General features: G+C 41.1%; 20 protein-coding genes. 6 read left to right on the top strand and 14 right to left on the bottom strand.

What is annotated here, in order from left to right:
- Positions 1-133: 133 nt before the first annotated feature.
- From ARB69_RS18435 to ARB69_RS18410, 6 genes are all read right to left on the bottom strand, one after another.
- Positions 134-427 (bottom strand): phosphoenolpyruvate carboxykinase, encoded by a 294-nt coding sequence (locus ARB69_RS18435; RefSeq protein WP_070102486.1) that lies wholly within the window; start codon positions 425-427, stop codon positions 134-136.
- Positions 420-974 carry a hypothetical protein gene (locus ARB69_RS18430; protein ID WP_055154638.1) on the bottom strand — a complete coding sequence of 185 codons (555 nt, stop codon included), beginning with the start codon at positions 972-974 and terminating at the stop codon, positions 420-422. The genes ARB69_RS18435 and ARB69_RS18430 overlap by 8 nt, the downstream gene beginning before the upstream one ends.
- Positions 971-1,519, bottom strand: a complete 549-nt coding sequence (locus ARB69_RS18425; RefSeq protein WP_055154637.1) for a hypothetical protein — start codon at positions 1,517-1,519, stop codon at positions 971-973. Before ARB69_RS18425 ends, ARB69_RS18430 begins: the two co-directional genes overlap by 4 nt.
- Positions 1,506-2,111 (bottom strand): HD domain-containing protein, encoded by a 606-nt coding sequence (locus ARB69_RS18420; protein ID WP_055154636.1) that lies wholly within the window; start codon positions 2,109-2,111, stop codon positions 1,506-1,508. Before ARB69_RS18420 ends, ARB69_RS18425 begins: the two co-directional genes overlap by 14 nt.
- Before the next feature lie 146 nt (positions 2,112-2,257).
- Entirely contained in the window at positions 2,258-2,449 is a 192-nt protein-coding gene (locus ARB69_RS18415; RefSeq protein ID WP_055154635.1) for a hypothetical protein, read from the bottom strand.
- 87 nt (positions 2,450-2,536) lie between these two features.
- A complete protein-coding gene (locus tag ARB69_RS18410) occupies positions 2,537-3,043 on the bottom strand; it encodes a hypothetical protein (protein ID WP_055154634.1) in 507 nt (168 codons plus the stop codon).
- Positions 3,044-3,135: 92 nt separating this feature from the next.
- On the opposite strand from ARB69_RS18410, the gene ARB69_RS27240 reads away from it, so the two are divergent.
- Positions 3,136-3,276: a hypothetical protein gene (locus ARB69_RS27240; protein WP_167702510.1), complete on the top strand. Its 141-nt coding sequence runs from the start codon at positions 3,136-3,138 to the stop codon at positions 3,274-3,276.
- Here the strand turns inward: ARB69_RS27240 and ARB69_RS18405 are convergent.
- The 5 genes from ARB69_RS18405 to ARB69_RS18385 all read right to left on the bottom strand — a co-directional run bounded on the left by ARB69_RS18405 (position 3,260) and on the right by ARB69_RS18385 (position 4,905).
- Complete coding sequence (locus ARB69_RS18405; RefSeq protein ID WP_055154633.1) at positions 3,260-3,553, bottom strand: hypothetical protein; 294 nt, start codon at positions 3,551-3,553, stop codon at positions 3,260-3,262. The genes ARB69_RS27240 and ARB69_RS18405 overlap by 17 nt on opposite strands.
- A gap of 2 nt (positions 3,554-3,555) precedes the next feature.
- Positions 3,556-3,801, bottom strand: coding sequence for a hypothetical protein (locus tag ARB69_RS18400; protein WP_055154632.1), 246 nt, complete (start codon positions 3,799-3,801; stop codon positions 3,556-3,558).
- Between the two features lie 109 nt (positions 3,802-3,910).
- Positions 3,911-4,132, bottom strand: a complete 222-nt coding sequence (locus tag ARB69_RS18395) for a hypothetical protein (RefSeq protein ID WP_055154631.1) — start codon at positions 4,130-4,132, stop codon at positions 3,911-3,913.
- A 302-nt stretch (positions 4,133-4,434) separates the two neighbouring features.
- A complete protein-coding gene (locus tag ARB69_RS18390; protein WP_055154630.1) occupies positions 4,435-4,701 on the bottom strand; it encodes a hypothetical protein in 267 nt (88 codons plus the stop codon).
- 9 nt (positions 4,702-4,710) lie between these two features.
- The gene (locus ARB69_RS18385) at positions 4,711-4,905 is read right to left on the bottom strand and encodes a hypothetical protein (RefSeq protein ID WP_055154629.1); all 195 of its coding nucleotides are present in this window, start codon (positions 4,903-4,905) and stop codon (positions 4,711-4,713) included.
- 215 nt (positions 4,906-5,120) lie between these two features.
- Between ARB69_RS18385 and ARB69_RS18380 the strand changes: the two genes are divergently transcribed.
- From ARB69_RS18380 to ARB69_RS18360, 5 genes are all read left to right on the top strand, one after another.
- Positions 5,121-5,543: a helix-turn-helix transcriptional regulator gene (locus tag ARB69_RS18380; protein WP_055154628.1), complete on the top strand. Its 423-nt coding sequence runs from the start codon at positions 5,121-5,123 to the stop codon at positions 5,541-5,543.
- Between the two features lie 10 nt (positions 5,544-5,553).
- Positions 5,554-6,006 (top strand): ImmA/IrrE family metallo-endopeptidase, encoded by a 453-nt coding sequence (locus ARB69_RS18375; protein WP_055154627.1) that lies wholly within the window; start codon positions 5,554-5,556, stop codon positions 6,004-6,006.
- A gap of 126 nt (positions 6,007-6,132) precedes the next feature.
- On the top strand, positions 6,133-6,444 hold the full coding sequence (locus ARB69_RS18370; RefSeq protein WP_055154626.1) for a hypothetical protein: 312 nt from the start codon (positions 6,133-6,135) through the stop codon (positions 6,442-6,444).
- Positions 6,445-6,508: 64 nt separating this feature from the next.
- The gene (locus tag ARB69_RS18365; protein ID WP_055154625.1) at positions 6,509-7,144 is read left to right on the top strand and encodes a hypothetical protein; all 636 of its coding nucleotides are present in this window, start codon (positions 6,509-6,511) and stop codon (positions 7,142-7,144) included.
- Positions 7,145-7,302: 158 nt separating this feature from the next.
- Positions 7,303-8,448: a tyrosine-type recombinase/integrase gene (locus ARB69_RS18360; RefSeq protein WP_055154624.1), complete on the top strand. Its 1,146-nt coding sequence runs from the start codon at positions 7,303-7,305 to the stop codon at positions 8,446-8,448.
- A gap of 1,042 nt (positions 8,449-9,490) precedes the next feature.
- On the opposite strand, the gene ARB69_RS18355 is transcribed toward ARB69_RS18360, so the two are convergent.
- From ARB69_RS18355 to ARB69_RS18345, 3 genes are all read right to left on the bottom strand, one after another.
- Complete coding sequence (locus tag ARB69_RS18355; RefSeq protein ID WP_050639382.1) at positions 9,491-10,672, bottom strand: thiolase family protein; 1,182 nt, start codon at positions 10,670-10,672, stop codon at positions 9,491-9,493.
- Between the two features lie 71 nt (positions 10,673-10,743).
- A complete protein-coding gene (locus ARB69_RS18350) occupies positions 10,744-11,583 on the bottom strand; it encodes a 3-hydroxyacyl-CoA dehydrogenase family protein (RefSeq protein ID WP_083487148.1) in 840 nt (279 codons plus the stop codon).
- An 18-nt stretch (positions 11,584-11,601) separates the two neighbouring features.
- A complete protein-coding gene (locus tag ARB69_RS18345) occupies positions 11,602-13,209 on the bottom strand; it encodes an acyl CoA:acetate/3-ketoacid CoA transferase (protein WP_050639380.1) in 1,608 nt (535 codons plus the stop codon).
- Between the last annotated feature and the right edge of the window lie 7 nt (positions 13,210-13,216).

The raw sequence follows: 13,216 nt of genomic DNA, 5'->3' as shown, positions 1-13,216 counted from the left end.
TGGTAACTGCTCTGCCATCCGCCCTCCTTTCCCCTCCCGGCAGCACGCCGGGAAGTAATGAAATGGCTTACGATATTACCGTGACGTACCCGTAAGCCGACATGAACGGGTTACTATATAGCAAGGTTTCTTGCTAACTTTTGTAAAAAAATTCTCTGCGGAAGTCCTCTTCCGTTCCGTAGTGTTGCAGATAATACTCGCGGCATCTATTCCGCAGATCCTTGTCTATTTCTCCGGCATACCTGCCTCTATGTACACCATTTGGATGCAGATCAGGTCTGAGCGGAGCCACAAATCCATACTTCTCACATTTCTTTCTTTCGTTTGACGTATGACTGAATACGTGGTGCCGCTCTACGCCGTACTGCTTCGTATACATGCAGTGATCCATGTCCTCTGTGAAGATGCTCCATAGTCTCTTAGCCAATATTCACACCCCACTGCTCTTTCATGCGTTTTATTTCATCTGGCGTATCTGTGGGAATACCTTGCTCCCTGCACTCCTCAACCAGGCTGTCAATTAACAGACACGCCTCATCCACTGTATAACGCCTTAGGCCTTTCCAGCATCTAAGCTGACGGGCTTCAATTTCTTTTCCACTCGGTGTTGTTAATACTGTAGGCCCCATATCATCAACAATTTTGTAATACTCTTTGGCAACATACATTTTATCTGGAGGAAGAGCAAGCCACTCTGAAATACCATCCCTTCTTAAAATGTTTTCGTGTATCTCGTCCTCTGTTATGCCGTTCCGTATCTTCTTCCTCAACTCTTTTACAAGCGCCCAATAGTATTTTCTTTGCTGATCTGTCTTGGATTCTGTATGTTTGTCAAATTCAATATCCAGATCCTTTTCTGTAAGCGTTTGGGCTCTTTCTTGCAGCGCAGTACGATACGGAAATTTGAATGTTACCAGCAGCCATTTGTTGTCTAAAGTGATAGCGATTTTATCTATAATGCCTTGGAATTTCACTTTCGATCATCCTTTTCGGGTCTGTTGTCAACCGTAAACACTCTTTTTCTTTGAGTTGTATTTCTAATGGATAAAGCAACAATGCATTTATTCTCATCATAAATAATTTGCTCAACAGAGAATTTGTCATGGCATGTTAAAATTGCTCTTCCGTAAGAGTCTTTTCTTCCACTATCTTGGATATCGCATCTATCAGATGGAATCCAGATACGTGGGGCAGTATATAGTTCTCTTCCAATTCCCCAGTTAAAGCAGGCCCTCTTAAAGCTATCTGAAGCAAGCCCCTTCTCTTTTTCGGTAAAGCTCTCAGTCCCTGTATCCTCTTTATCTATCCACTGTTTTTTGTTCTCATCCCAAATGCTTACGATGCAATTCGCATTTTCTCTGATATGGTGCCGCTGCCAGTTTTCCGGGCCTATCTCCTCATCAAGAATATTCATGTCACACCGGGCATCTTTATAAAGCAACAGCGATAGTCCGTTGCTCTTTACCGTTGCTATACGGCATTCGATCTCGTCTGCCCTAAGTGGCCTAAATTTCTTCATCAGCGCCATCCTCCTTCTCTATAAAGCGGCTCGCCCACATATCAGCAAAATGAATCAGCAAATATAAAGGAGTCTCTTTGCCCGGGATATCATACTTGAATTTTCCATAAAGTCCGTTATGCCAAAGGATAGCAAGTTGCTCGTCTTCCGTAATATCTATGTATTTTGAAATTACCGACAAAGCTCTGCATTCATGATCTACATAGATAAGCTCAGGGTTCCCAACGTATGGCTTTTTATCCGACTGGTACGGCTCCGGGTTCGGGTTTGCCCTAGTTGCGCGTCCTTTAAGCATGTTGGGGACATAATAAGCCTTGCCAAACTGTCCCATCTTACCAATATCATGTAACAATGCTGATATGGTTACGCTTTCTTCCGGTATTACTGCCTGCAGCTCCCACAGGTGATACAACTCTTCTGCAACCGTAAAGACGTTCAAGCTATGTTCGGCAAGTCCGCCTTCTTTTGCCAGATGATAGCTTGTACTGCACGGAGCTGTAAAAAAGCCATATTCATCCATATATTTAATCAGATCACTCATTCCTGCACGACCAGTTCCTAATAGCAAATCTTTAATTCTTCCTGCATCCATTCTGATTCCTCCAATTTTCTTATAATTCCGTTTTTGGCGTGTCTTTTCCTTATGGCAGTGTCACGCTTTGATTGACATTCACAGTGTTCATCGGGGTCGTTGTATGCCCCACAGTATTCACAAATATATCTATTTCCGTACATGTGTTACTCACCGTCTTCCATTTCAGTGACCTGTTCACTGCACAGTTCTTCCTCTGGGATTTCTTCTAAACCAATTATTGCCGCCAGCTCCTCAATCACTGGAAACGCTTTGCTATTCATGTATCTGCACCCTGCATCTATGAGGGCATCGTACTTGTTTGGGTTAATACCTCTTACTACTCTCCATTTACTCATTTACAAAATCCTCCAATTGGTTTACAATAAAGTTGATTGATTATCTGAGTGCATATCGGGTGACAGCCCATTGATATGCGCTCTTTTCTATATTTCTGTCCCTGACTCTGGATGTTGAACTGGAATCTCAGTCAGGATGCCTTCACAGTCTAATGTCACGCATGTATGCATCCGAACCATGTACTCATTGTAAATAGATATCATCTTCTCCAGCATTTCAGCGGAAATCCTCACTTCTTCCTGCGTCAAGTCTGAAACTTTTTTCGGAACGTTCTTTCCTAATTCATCAACGTAAAATGGTTTTCTGCGCCAGCTCGTACCTCTGGTTTTAAACACTCCATTTTCAGCATGTATCATCTTTCCCAATGCCAGGAAGTGCGCCCATGCATCCGTGTCATAATGACGATCCGTAAATACTACTGGATTTCTTGCATCATCATCCAGAAAACACGGAAGTCCGTACGGTTTAACTTTGCATCTGTAAGCAATATTTTTAGGGGCTGTAAGCTCTGCAATCCGCTTATTTATCTCCTCCGCCTGTTTCTTAAGCTCCATCAGCTCGTCTGTGTCTACTACTGTCATTGAATCATACATTTTTTATCCTCCTTAATTTTATTGACTTTCCATATATTCCCAAATATAATTGAGATAGAACATATTTTCGATTATAGAAAGGTGGTGAATATATGGCTACAAACAAGAAACAAACTTCTCAGAAAGCAGCTTCTGCGGCTTCAAAAGTTCTTCGTGACGGAAGAACCGGTAAAGCTTCAAAGACGGCTGCTGGAAGTGCTCTTTCTCAAGCTCCATCTAAGAAGAAAAAATAGGAGCATTGTAGGAAAAAACATGGTGCAGGGCGGTTGCTATGCTTTGCACCTTTTTTTCATCTTCTGATAATTTATCAAGTCCAATCAAGTCAAATACGGCATGTAATATTTCATGCATAAGCACCTGTTCTTTTAATGATATAGGCATATTTTTATCAATTTTTATTTCATTTGTAAGGTAATTAATCTCGCCGCGCCTCGGGCTTGTTTTATTGACCGTGTCAACCTCTTCCACTGTGTATGTAACACCAAGGATATTAATTTCTTTTATCACCATTTTCACGCTCCTTTCTCATCCAAATCCACTTTAACCAATTTGTACCCCGGAACCCTGATCGCCCGTGCTGTTCCTGGATTATCGCTCTCAATCATTCCGGTTTCGAGCATTTTCTGTAGGCGTTTCCAAGTTGTGTTTGTGCTTTGAAACCCTACCGAATCACCGATTTCCCGTACAGATGGAGGGTATCCATGTTTTTTTATGTACTCCACAATCACTTCAACAATGGATTCGTTCGTTACCACCATTTATGCCTCCTGCTCTAACTGCTGATTTTACACTGTTGCTATCCCAATCAGGAATAATACTGCCAGCGCCACTCCTACATAGCACCAGTCCCATAGTGTCATCGGGCGGTCACGTGGTCTGCGTTTCATCGCTTTGCACCTCCTCTATTCCGAGATGCTTATACAGCTTTCTGCGATAAATAACAAAGCTGTCGATCTCATTCCCGGTTTTTTCTTTCGGTATCACTTCGCCGAATGTCCATATCTTTTTGCGGATGCGCTCCCTTATTGCCTGTTTGTTACACCCCAGCAAATGGGCCGCTTCTGAAATGGAGATTGTTTCTTTTTGCATTCATCTCGCACCTCCTTCTCTACGCTCCAAACTAAAGTCCGTTTTATGGGACACTGTCTTTGTTTTTATTGATTTGCCATATTCTCCCATCTATAATGTACTTACAGGCGGTGGCATGCCGAGTACAACAGAAAGGAGAAACATACATATGAAATCTTTTGATGATTTTTGGCGTTCCATCCCTGAGGACGAGTTTGTTGAAATAGCGGACAGGGTAAATGATGAGGTAGCTAAAATGCGTTCCGAAACAAGTAACCCTGACAATTTGCTTGGAAATCAAACCGCCGTCATGATAACAAGATTTACTTATGAGATTCTTTCCCGTTATCATAATTGGATTTCCGAACAGCTTTAGCAATTTCTTTTCCGTCCAGAGATATGACAGTATCAATGTTTGCGCTGGAAGAGGCTATTTCAGATATCAGCGTTTTAGCCTCTTTCAATGCATTGTTCAACTCTTTGATTTTCTCCAATAGTTCATCTAATTTTTCAATCGCCTTATCAAGATCACTTGAATCTAATACGATTTTTGCGTGATACTCGACTAAATTGTTTTTATCTTTTTTCATGCGTCCTCCTTATCCGGTTTCTTCTTCCAGCAGATTTTCGATCGGAATCCCCGTCACCTTTGACACTTTTTGAAGTGTATCAATACGCGGCGTTGACGTGTCCCAGCATCGAATAGTTGCATTTCCTAATTTGCATGCCTTTTCCAATGCTGATATACTGGTATTATTTTCATGGCACCATTTTTCGATCTGATTTAATATCAATTTTCTCCACCTCCTTTAGAAAATTTTCTAAAATTATCATTGACATTTTATAGAGAATATTCTAAAATGAAAGCACCATCAATCAATTGAGATTACTCTTCATAAATGCCTTTATGATTTAGACTTATTTCTAAATCATGATTTCATTATACGGAGTTATCTCTCATTTGTCAAGCATATTTTTAGACTTTTTTCTAAAATTAATGGGAGGTATTATGGATAGCGTAGAACTTGTAAAAAAGATATGCAAAGAGCGTAAGATTCCGATTTCAAGGCTTGAAAGAGACTGCGGCTTCTCAAACGGCTATATACGGAAACTTCAGGAGGGTAAATTCCCTTCTGATAGACTATTAATTATATCAGATTATTTAAATTTACCAATTACTTATTTAATGACCGGAAAGATGGAGGTTCAAAACGAAATAGCCCTAACCGCAAAGGATCAACGCGATATAAAAAAAGATCTGAATAATATTATGGAAAAACTCTCCTCTGGAGATGCAGGGCCTGCTAGTTACGACGGTGAGGAACTGGACCCAGAAGCCGCTGAATTGTTCCGAGACGAACTGGAAATAGCTCTTCGCCGCCTGAAAATAATAAACAAAGAGAAGTACACCCCAAAGAAATATAAAAAGTAGGTGATGTTTTATGGGGGAAATTGAGCGTATAAAACGTCTCGTAAGCTATTATAAGAAGAAGTATAGTACACAAGACCCGTTTGAAATCGCTGATAATTTGGGTGTCTTATATCAGATCGGAAACTGCAAGCACGAAGGGTGTTATATGTTCCTAAAAAACCACCGTTACATTTTTCTCAGTAATAGACTGAACTATAATGAGTTAAAACTTGTAATGGCTCATGAATTAGCGCATGCCATTTACGACAGAAAAGATAATTGTTATTTTATTCGTAACAAAACGCTTCTTCTTAATTCGAGGGCTGAAAAACGTGCAAACAGATTTGCGGCATATCTTTTAATTGACGAGGATGTGTTACGTGAATACGATGGGTTTACTATTGAGCAATTCTGTAACTGCACTGGATATCCTAAAGAACTTATTGAATTAAGATTAACAGAATATAATTACAGGAAGGAATAACACATATTAATAACTAGCGATGATATTGGTATGCATTAAACACAGGTAATGGTACCAACAGTTTATTATATCGATGGAAGATATTGCTGAATACCCAAAATAGTAAATGAAAGGAATACCATGAATATGAAATATAAAGATTTTTTAGAATACTTAGAAAACACTCTGGAAGGATACAATCTTTTCATGGAAAAGGCTATTGCTTTCCAAGAGGAGAAGAACCGGAAGCGCCCTGCAAAAAACCGCTGGGAACCGGGCAGGGTGCAGCGCGCTGCCTACGATATGTGGAAACAGTCAATGCAGCCACTGTATGATAAATTGAAGTCTGAAATCAAGTCTGACGATACTCAGGTCTGGGATGATTTTATGCAGAACAATAATATTCTGGAAACCATAAATGACGGGATTACTGATCTGAATTTTAACGAAGATATTTAATGATGTTGCGCCGAATGGCTTAACATATATGTGGTGTTATAAGGTACGGGGGAAAGAGGAAAATATGAAAAAGAAACTATTAACAGTAATCATTGCAGTAACACTGGCGCTTTCTATGGTATCATGCGGTAGTAGCGAAGATAATGTAAAAAAAGAGTTAAAAGAAAAGGAATATGAAGAAATAGATTCCAATGCTGAAAAATTAAACGCCATGACTGGACAGAGCCTTTATGATGGGATAACAGCTGCAAACGAATACGGATTTTCAGTGGAATGCAAAAGTGAAAACAGTGGACAGAATTTAACCGACTATATTAATGAATCCGACGATAATGAAAAAAAGAGCTATGAAATTACGGATGTCCTTGCCGTAGGTGGAAGTAAAAGTGTTACATTTACTGTTGCGAACGAATTGGATAAGGAAGCAATAAGAATAAAAGAAACTTTAAGTTCAAAAATCGACAACGGACATGCATGGATTGCTATGAAAGAATATGGCGAATCACAATTTCCCAATGGATTTGATTTGGATAGTATTACAGGAAGAATATCTGAAGATGCTTTAGATGAAAACACATGGTTTTTAAAAGCAACCTGCACAGTAACCGGAAGCGATGGAACGAGTGAAGAATTCACCTGTGAAGCAAATGTATCAGGAACAAACGAAATTCCAGAAGTAACTAATTTTTCAGTTTATTAAATAAAAAACCGCCCGGTGCTACCAACACCGAACGGCTTAATACACCACCCGAAGGTATGTACATTATCAGAACAATATTATTGTATCATCTTCGGTGACGGTCTGCAATAGACAGGCTGTCTTTTTTATACAATTTTTTACAGACAGGAGATGATATTATGGCAAAAAAGAAAAGGAAAAAGCATCAGAAACTGCCGAACGGATACGGCAGCATAAAATACCTGGGGGACGGCCGGCGGAATCCTTACGCCGTACACCCACCTACAAAAGAATTTAATATCGATGGAATACCTCAAACGCCCAAAGCTCTGTGCTACGTCGATGATTGGTACAAAGCCTTTACGGTCCTCACCTGGTACAAAAACAATGAATATTACCCGGGCCGGGAAGCCGAATTGTCGTCCGACCAGAAGGAATTGGAGAAGCAAGTTTCCGAAATCCTCTCCCAGTATACCCAAAAGTCCAAGGCCAACAAAGGCACGAAAACGTTTAGGGAAGTATTTGAGGGTTACTACAAGGATAAGTTTAAACAGGATTATGGCCACAAAGGAAAAAAAGTAAGCATGGAACGCAGCATGAGCGCTGCCTATAAAAATTCTGCTGCGCTTTACGATAAGCCGTTTATAGAGATTACACAAAAAGATATGCAAAAAGTGATTGATAAATGTGAGTTAAAACACGCATCGCTGGAGCTTATCCAGACTCTCTTTAGGCAGATGTATCAGTATGCGGAGGCCAATAACCTATGCGATAAAAATTATGCTCAGTTTGTCCGAATCGATCAGGAAGATGACGATGAACACGGCGTACCGTTTACAGATTCAGAATTGAAAATTTTATGGGACAATAAGGAGAATGAAACTGTAGAAATGATACTGATTATGTGCTACTCTGGTTTCAGAATCGCGGCATATGAGAGCATGAAGGTCGATCTTAATAAAAAAGCCTTCTACGGTGGAGTAAAAACCAAGTACAGCAAGAAAAGAACTGTGCCTATACACAGCGGCATATATGACCTCGTAAAACGCCGTTTAAGCAGAGATGGGGCTTTATTGACCGAATCTTCAAATGCCTTTAGAAATTCCATGTATGAGGCTCTGAACGCTCTAGGGATAGAAAAACACACGCCGCATGATTGTCGGCATACTTTTTCAAAACTGTGTGAGGATTCCAATGTTGCAGAAAATGACCGTAAAAGAATGCTCGGGCACAGTTTTGGCAACGACATTACAAATAAGGTCTATGGTCATCGATCACTGGAAGATTTGCGCGAAGAAATTGAAAAGATTAAGATTTGTTACTAATTTGTTACTAACCGATCCGTTTTTTTCGATTTTCATCAGGACTGATTAATACTCATTAGAACCGTCAAAAGTGCCGCAAAATAAGGGATTCACGGCACTTTTCCTTTTATTTTCTGAGCTATAATAAAATAGCATCCTTTTAAGACTTATTTAATTTTCTCATTCTATATATTTTATAAATCGGAGGAATCTCCTGATTTACGTTCCTGTAAGACCTTTACCGCTTTGTTTATTGATGCTTCAGTCTGTTCACTAAGACTGGCTTATTAAACCTCCTGTCCTTCAATATACAAATCGATTATACAACTAGAACCCAATCACTTTCGCTCTTGGTATCGATTCATAATTCTAAAGCATAACCTTAGGTTATTCATCCTATAGCTGTTTGGTTCCCGCAGTATTGTTAACAATATTCCGGCATCCTATTAAGCTATTTCTTCTATAACTATGTACACTTTTTATGAAATGATATCCTGTTAATGTTTCTTTACACATGTCAGGAACTCTGTTATATGTGGTATCTATATTCAATACGTCTGCAAATGGTAAATCGTTGATTTTAATCCAGCTTCAGAACTCTCCGATTAAATCCTTTTCATTCTTCTTTTGTACTGGATTCCTTTATCTTATATCGGTAAAGGTCTCTTCTTCACAGGAACTTCCATTTGCCGTACCACTAACATATTGATTAATAAATGATGTCGAATTGTCCATTGGACCTTTCCTCCTTCATCTGATATTTTAATCTAATGGAACATTTTTATTTATGTCCATTCAGATGATTTCCTTTGAGATATCTTTTTCTTTTTTATTTATCTCTCTTGGATTAGTTAGATAATATCATACAAGCTCATCTTTGTCAACACACTTTATTCTTTTTTTATAAATTAATCAATAATTGTGTTAATTTCACATATTTATCAGATTATTTTGGGAATCAGAATTTTTTAGAATTGGGTATGGGGCGCTGTGCGGATTATCTATTTCCCGACAGCGCCCCATTTTCGGACTCAATCTAAACAACTTTTAGCGGTATCATCTCTTATTCACATTTTGTAAAGTACATGGAAATTCCCTGTCCTCCGCCAATACACATACTGATCATCGCATCTTTCTTATCTGTATGCATCAATTCATACATCACCTTTACAGTCAGCATTGTACCGGTCGCGCCAATCGGGTGGCCGATGGAGATACCGCCGCCATAAATATTTACTTTTTCAGGATCCAGTCCGAGATCTCTGCTTACTGCGTATGCCTGGCTCGCAAATGCCTCATTAATTTCAAACATATCGATGGATTTCAGATCCAGACCTAATTTTTCCGCCAGCTTCTCACTGGAGAACTTCGGTGAATATCCCATCAGTTCTGCATCAAACCCTGCAATTGCATAACCTCCGATTTTTAACTTCGGAGATACTCCAAGTTCTTCTGCTTTTTCTTTTGACATAACGACAACTGCCGCCGCACCATCATTCAAGGTGGAAGAGTTTGCAGCTGTTACCGTACCGCCTTTTACAAAGCAAGGCCGAAGCTTTGCAAGTTTTTCCATACTCTGCCCATCTCTCGGTCCTTCGTCTGTATCAAATATTGTTACATTTCCTTTACGGTCTTTTAACTCTACCGGAAGAATCTCATCCTTGAACTTTCCTGCTTTGATTGCCGCACAGGCTCTCTGATGGCTCTGTACTGCAAACGCATCCTGTTCTTCTCTTGTTACGTGATATTTTTCAGCAACATTTTCTGCTGTTACACCATTATGATTTCCGTCAAGCGGCCATGTCAGGATATCAATCACACCATCTTCAAACACTTTGTGTCCCATTCTTGCTCCCCAGCGGGCATCCTTTACATAATACGGAAGCTGAGAAATATTTTCAGAACCACCTGCCACTACAACTTCTGCCTGACCTGTCTGGATTTCCATCACAGCCTCTGCAATGGACTGCAATCCGGAACCACACTGACGGTTTACAGAATATGCAGTTGTCTCTTTTGGCATTCCTGCTTTCAAACTGATTGCCCTTGCAGCAAATCCATTCTCTGCAACCTCCCCAACCTGCCCTATGATTACTTCATCTACGACCGCCGGATCAATCCCCGCACGATCCACTGCTTCTTTTACTACCATCGCACCCATGTCAATTGCTGAAATATCTTTTAAACTGCCGCCATAACTTCCAACCGGAAGTCTAACGCCGCTGACTACTACTACTTCTTTCATCACTGTCTCTCCTCTCACCCAGCAAAGGGGTCTGACCCCTTTGCCCTTCGTTTTCTGAATTTTCTGAAATCTTATTCGTATTTATAGAATCCCTGTCCGGATTTTCTTCCAAGATGTCCTGCTTTTACCATAGTCTCAAGCAATGGACATGGTCTGTACTTGCTGTCATGGAAACCGTTGTACAGTCCTGTCATCGTTGCAAGCATAACATCCACACCTACAAAGTCTGTCAGCTCCAATGGTCCCATGGGGAAATTGCATCCCAGTTTCATTGCGTTATCGACATCTTCCGGTTTGCAGCCTTCCATTACCATGAATGCTGCCTCATTCTGCATCGGTACAAGTACGCGGTTTACGATAAATCCCGGATATTCCGGTGCATCTACCACTGTCTTTTTAATCGCAATTGCAAATTCTTTTACTTTATGGTAAGTCTCATCTGCAGTTGCAATTCCGCGAATCAGCTCTACCAGTTTCATAACCGGAGCCGGATAGAAAAAATGTACCCCCATTACTTTGTCTGGTCTGTTTGTTGCTGCTGCGATTTCTGAAATACTTAATCCTGACGTGTTGGACACTATCAGAGTCTCCGGATCAGCCAGTTTATCCAGCTGCTCAAATACGGATTTTTTCAGATCGATTTTCTCCGGAACTGCTTCGATAATCAGATCTGCGCCTTTTACATCCTCCATATTACTGCTGTATGTCAGTCTTTCAAGTACTTCGGCTTTCTCTGCTTCTGTAATTTTTCCTTTGGCAATTTTCTTTACAAATATTTTCTCTATGTTCTCCTTTGCCTTTTCAATCGCTGGTTCAAACACATCAATATTCTTCACTTCATATCCGGCCTGCGCACATGTCTGTGCGATACCGCTTCCCATAAGTCCTGCACCAATTACTGCAATTTTCATTCCCAATTACCTCCCAATTTAGTCAATTCGTTTTCCCTTTATTTTCAAGGATTTTTCTTTTAACCTTAGTCCAAACGGACCATCCTGGATGAATAATCTCTCATCCATCAGCTTCAGCTTTGGGCTGACAAGCGGCTGAAAATCCATCATATCCAGCACCTGTGTCTGTAAATCTATTCCCGGCGCGATTTCTATCAGTTCCACGCCCTCTTTACAGAGACAAAATACTGCACGTTCTGTTACGATCGTAACTTCCTGGCCTTTTTCTCTGGCCATCGGTCCGTTGAAAGACAACTGTGCAACCTGTTTTACCATCTTGCGGATTTTTCCTTCCTGTAAAATAGTCAGCCTGCCGTCAGCAAACTGATATTTTGCTCCGCTCGCCGTAAATGTTCCGAGAAATACTACTTTCTTCGCATTCTGCGTAATATCAATGAATCCGCCTGCACCTGTACATCTCGATCCCATCTTGGTCGAATTGACACTGCCGTCCTCTCCAAGTTCTCCAAGCCCCATGTATGTAATATCGACACCGGCTCCGTTGTAATAATCCATCTGCTCATGATGTCCGATCATTGCATACAGGTTCTGACCGATCCCAAAATCAATCCCTCCGGCCTGGACTCCTCCGTAGATTCCTGACTCTACGGTAATCATAATATCATCGGAAACCCCTTCTTCATTGCACACTTTTCCGACCATATCATTTGGAATTCCTGTTCCAAGATTCACGACTGCACCATCATATAATTCCTGCGTTCCTCTTCGAGCAATGAATTTCCGTTCATTAAACGGCGCCGGAGGAATATTGCCCTGCGGTACCCGTACCTGTCCGCAGTACGACGGATCAAAATACCAGGAAGAGGTCTGCCGGTGGTCTTCCCGGGGGTTCTCACAGACAACAATATCATCAATGAATACTCCCGGGACCGTCACATCCTTCGGATTGATAGTACCTGTCTGTACAACCTGTTTGACCTGTGCGATCACGATTCCGCCGTACCTTTTGGCAGCCAGAACCGCCGGAAGCACTTCCAGTTTCATAGCCTCTTCGGTGGTTGTCAGATTTCCCATCTCGTCACAAACCGTACCCCGGATTACGCATACATCAATCGGTATCTGTTTGTAAAACATGTACTCTTCACCATCATATTCGATGATATCTACAATATCTTTCAGCGGCTTTGTCCGCTCATTCATCTTTCCGCCTTCCACACGTGGATCAATAAATGTTCCCAGTCCGACTTTTGACATTTTTCCCGGCAGGCCACATGCCATGCTCCGGTATAGCTGTGCAATCTGGCCCTGCGGCAGACAGTACGCCTCAACCTGGCTGTTCGCAATCATATCCATCCAACGCGGCTGCAAGCCCCAGTGAGAACCGATGATTTTGGTTACCATACCTTCGTGTGCCAGATGTTGAATTCCGTCTTTGCGGTCACTCTGCCCGCAAGAGTGAAGCAATGTCAGATTTGACGGATGTCCTGTATCCAGATAGCTTTTTTCCAGTTCCTTTAAAATAGATTCGCTGGCACTTACCAGTGTCATAGCAATCGTGCATACAGTATTGCCGTCCTTTATCTTAGCAGCCGCTTCCTTCGCACTCACAAAATTTGCTTTCAGCATAACTTCT

The sequence above is a fragment of the Faecalicatena contorta genome (assembly GCF_001404335.1).
Classification (GTDB): Bacteria; Bacillota; Clostridia; order Lachnospirales; family Lachnospiraceae; genus Faecalicatena; species Faecalicatena contortus_B.
This window is presented reverse-complemented; position numbering and strand designations above follow the sequence as displayed.

Coding starts and splice junctions, on each gene's coding strand:
- ARB69_RS18425 (WP_055154637.1), bottom strand. CDS start 1,519: ATGAAGAAATTTAGGCCACTTAGGGCAGACGAGATCGAATGCCGTATA.
- ARB69_RS18420 (WP_055154636.1), bottom strand. CDS start 2,111: ATGGATGCAGGAAGAATTAAAGATTTGCTATTAGGAACTGGTCGTGCA.
- ARB69_RS18415 (WP_055154635.1), bottom strand. CDS start 2,449: ATGAGTAAATGGAGAGTAGTAAGAGGTATTAACCCAAACAAGTACGAT.
- ARB69_RS18410 (WP_055154634.1), bottom strand. CDS start 3,043: ATGTATGATTCAATGACAGTAGTAGACACAGACGAGCTGATGGAGCTT.
- ARB69_RS27240 (WP_167702510.1), top strand. CDS start 3,136: ATGGCTACAAACAAGAAACAAACTTCTCAGAAAGCAGCTTCTGCGGCT.
- ARB69_RS18405 (WP_055154633.1), bottom strand. CDS start 3,553: ATGGTGATAAAAGAAATTAATATCCTTGGTGTTACATACACAGTGGAA.
- ARB69_RS18400 (WP_055154632.1), bottom strand. CDS start 3,801: ATGGTGGTAACGAACGAATCCATTGTTGAAGTGATTGTGGAGTACATA.
- ARB69_RS18395 (WP_055154631.1), bottom strand. CDS start 4,132: ATGCAAAAAGAAACAATCTCCATTTCAGAAGCGGCCCATTTGCTGGGG.
- ARB69_RS18390 (WP_055154630.1), bottom strand. CDS start 4,701: ATGAAAAAAGATAAAAACAATTTAGTCGAGTATCACGCAAAAATCGTA.
- ARB69_RS18380 (WP_055154628.1), top strand. CDS start 5,121: ATGGATAGCGTAGAACTTGTAAAAAAGATATGCAAAGAGCGTAAGATT.
- ARB69_RS18375 (WP_055154627.1), top strand. CDS start 5,554: ATGGGGGAAATTGAGCGTATAAAACGTCTCGTAAGCTATTATAAGAAG.
- ARB69_RS18370 (WP_055154626.1), top strand. CDS start 6,133: ATGAAATATAAAGATTTTTTAGAATACTTAGAAAACACTCTGGAAGGA.
- ARB69_RS18365 (WP_055154625.1), top strand. CDS start 6,509: ATGAAAAAGAAACTATTAACAGTAATCATTGCAGTAACACTGGCGCTT.
- ARB69_RS18360 (WP_055154624.1), top strand. CDS start 7,303: ATGGCAAAAAAGAAAAGGAAAAAGCATCAGAAACTGCCGAACGGATAC.
- ARB69_RS18355 (WP_050639382.1), bottom strand. CDS start 10,672: ATGAAAGAAGTAGTAGTAGTCAGCGGCGTTAGACTTCCGGTTGGAAGT.
- ARB69_RS18350 (WP_083487148.1), bottom strand. CDS start 11,583: ATGAAAATTGCAGTAATTGGTGCAGGACTTATGGGAAGCGGTATCGCA.
- ARB69_RS18345 (WP_050639380.1), bottom strand. CDS start 13,209: ATGCTGAAAGCAAATTTTGTGAGTGCGAAGGAAGCGGCTGCTAAGATA.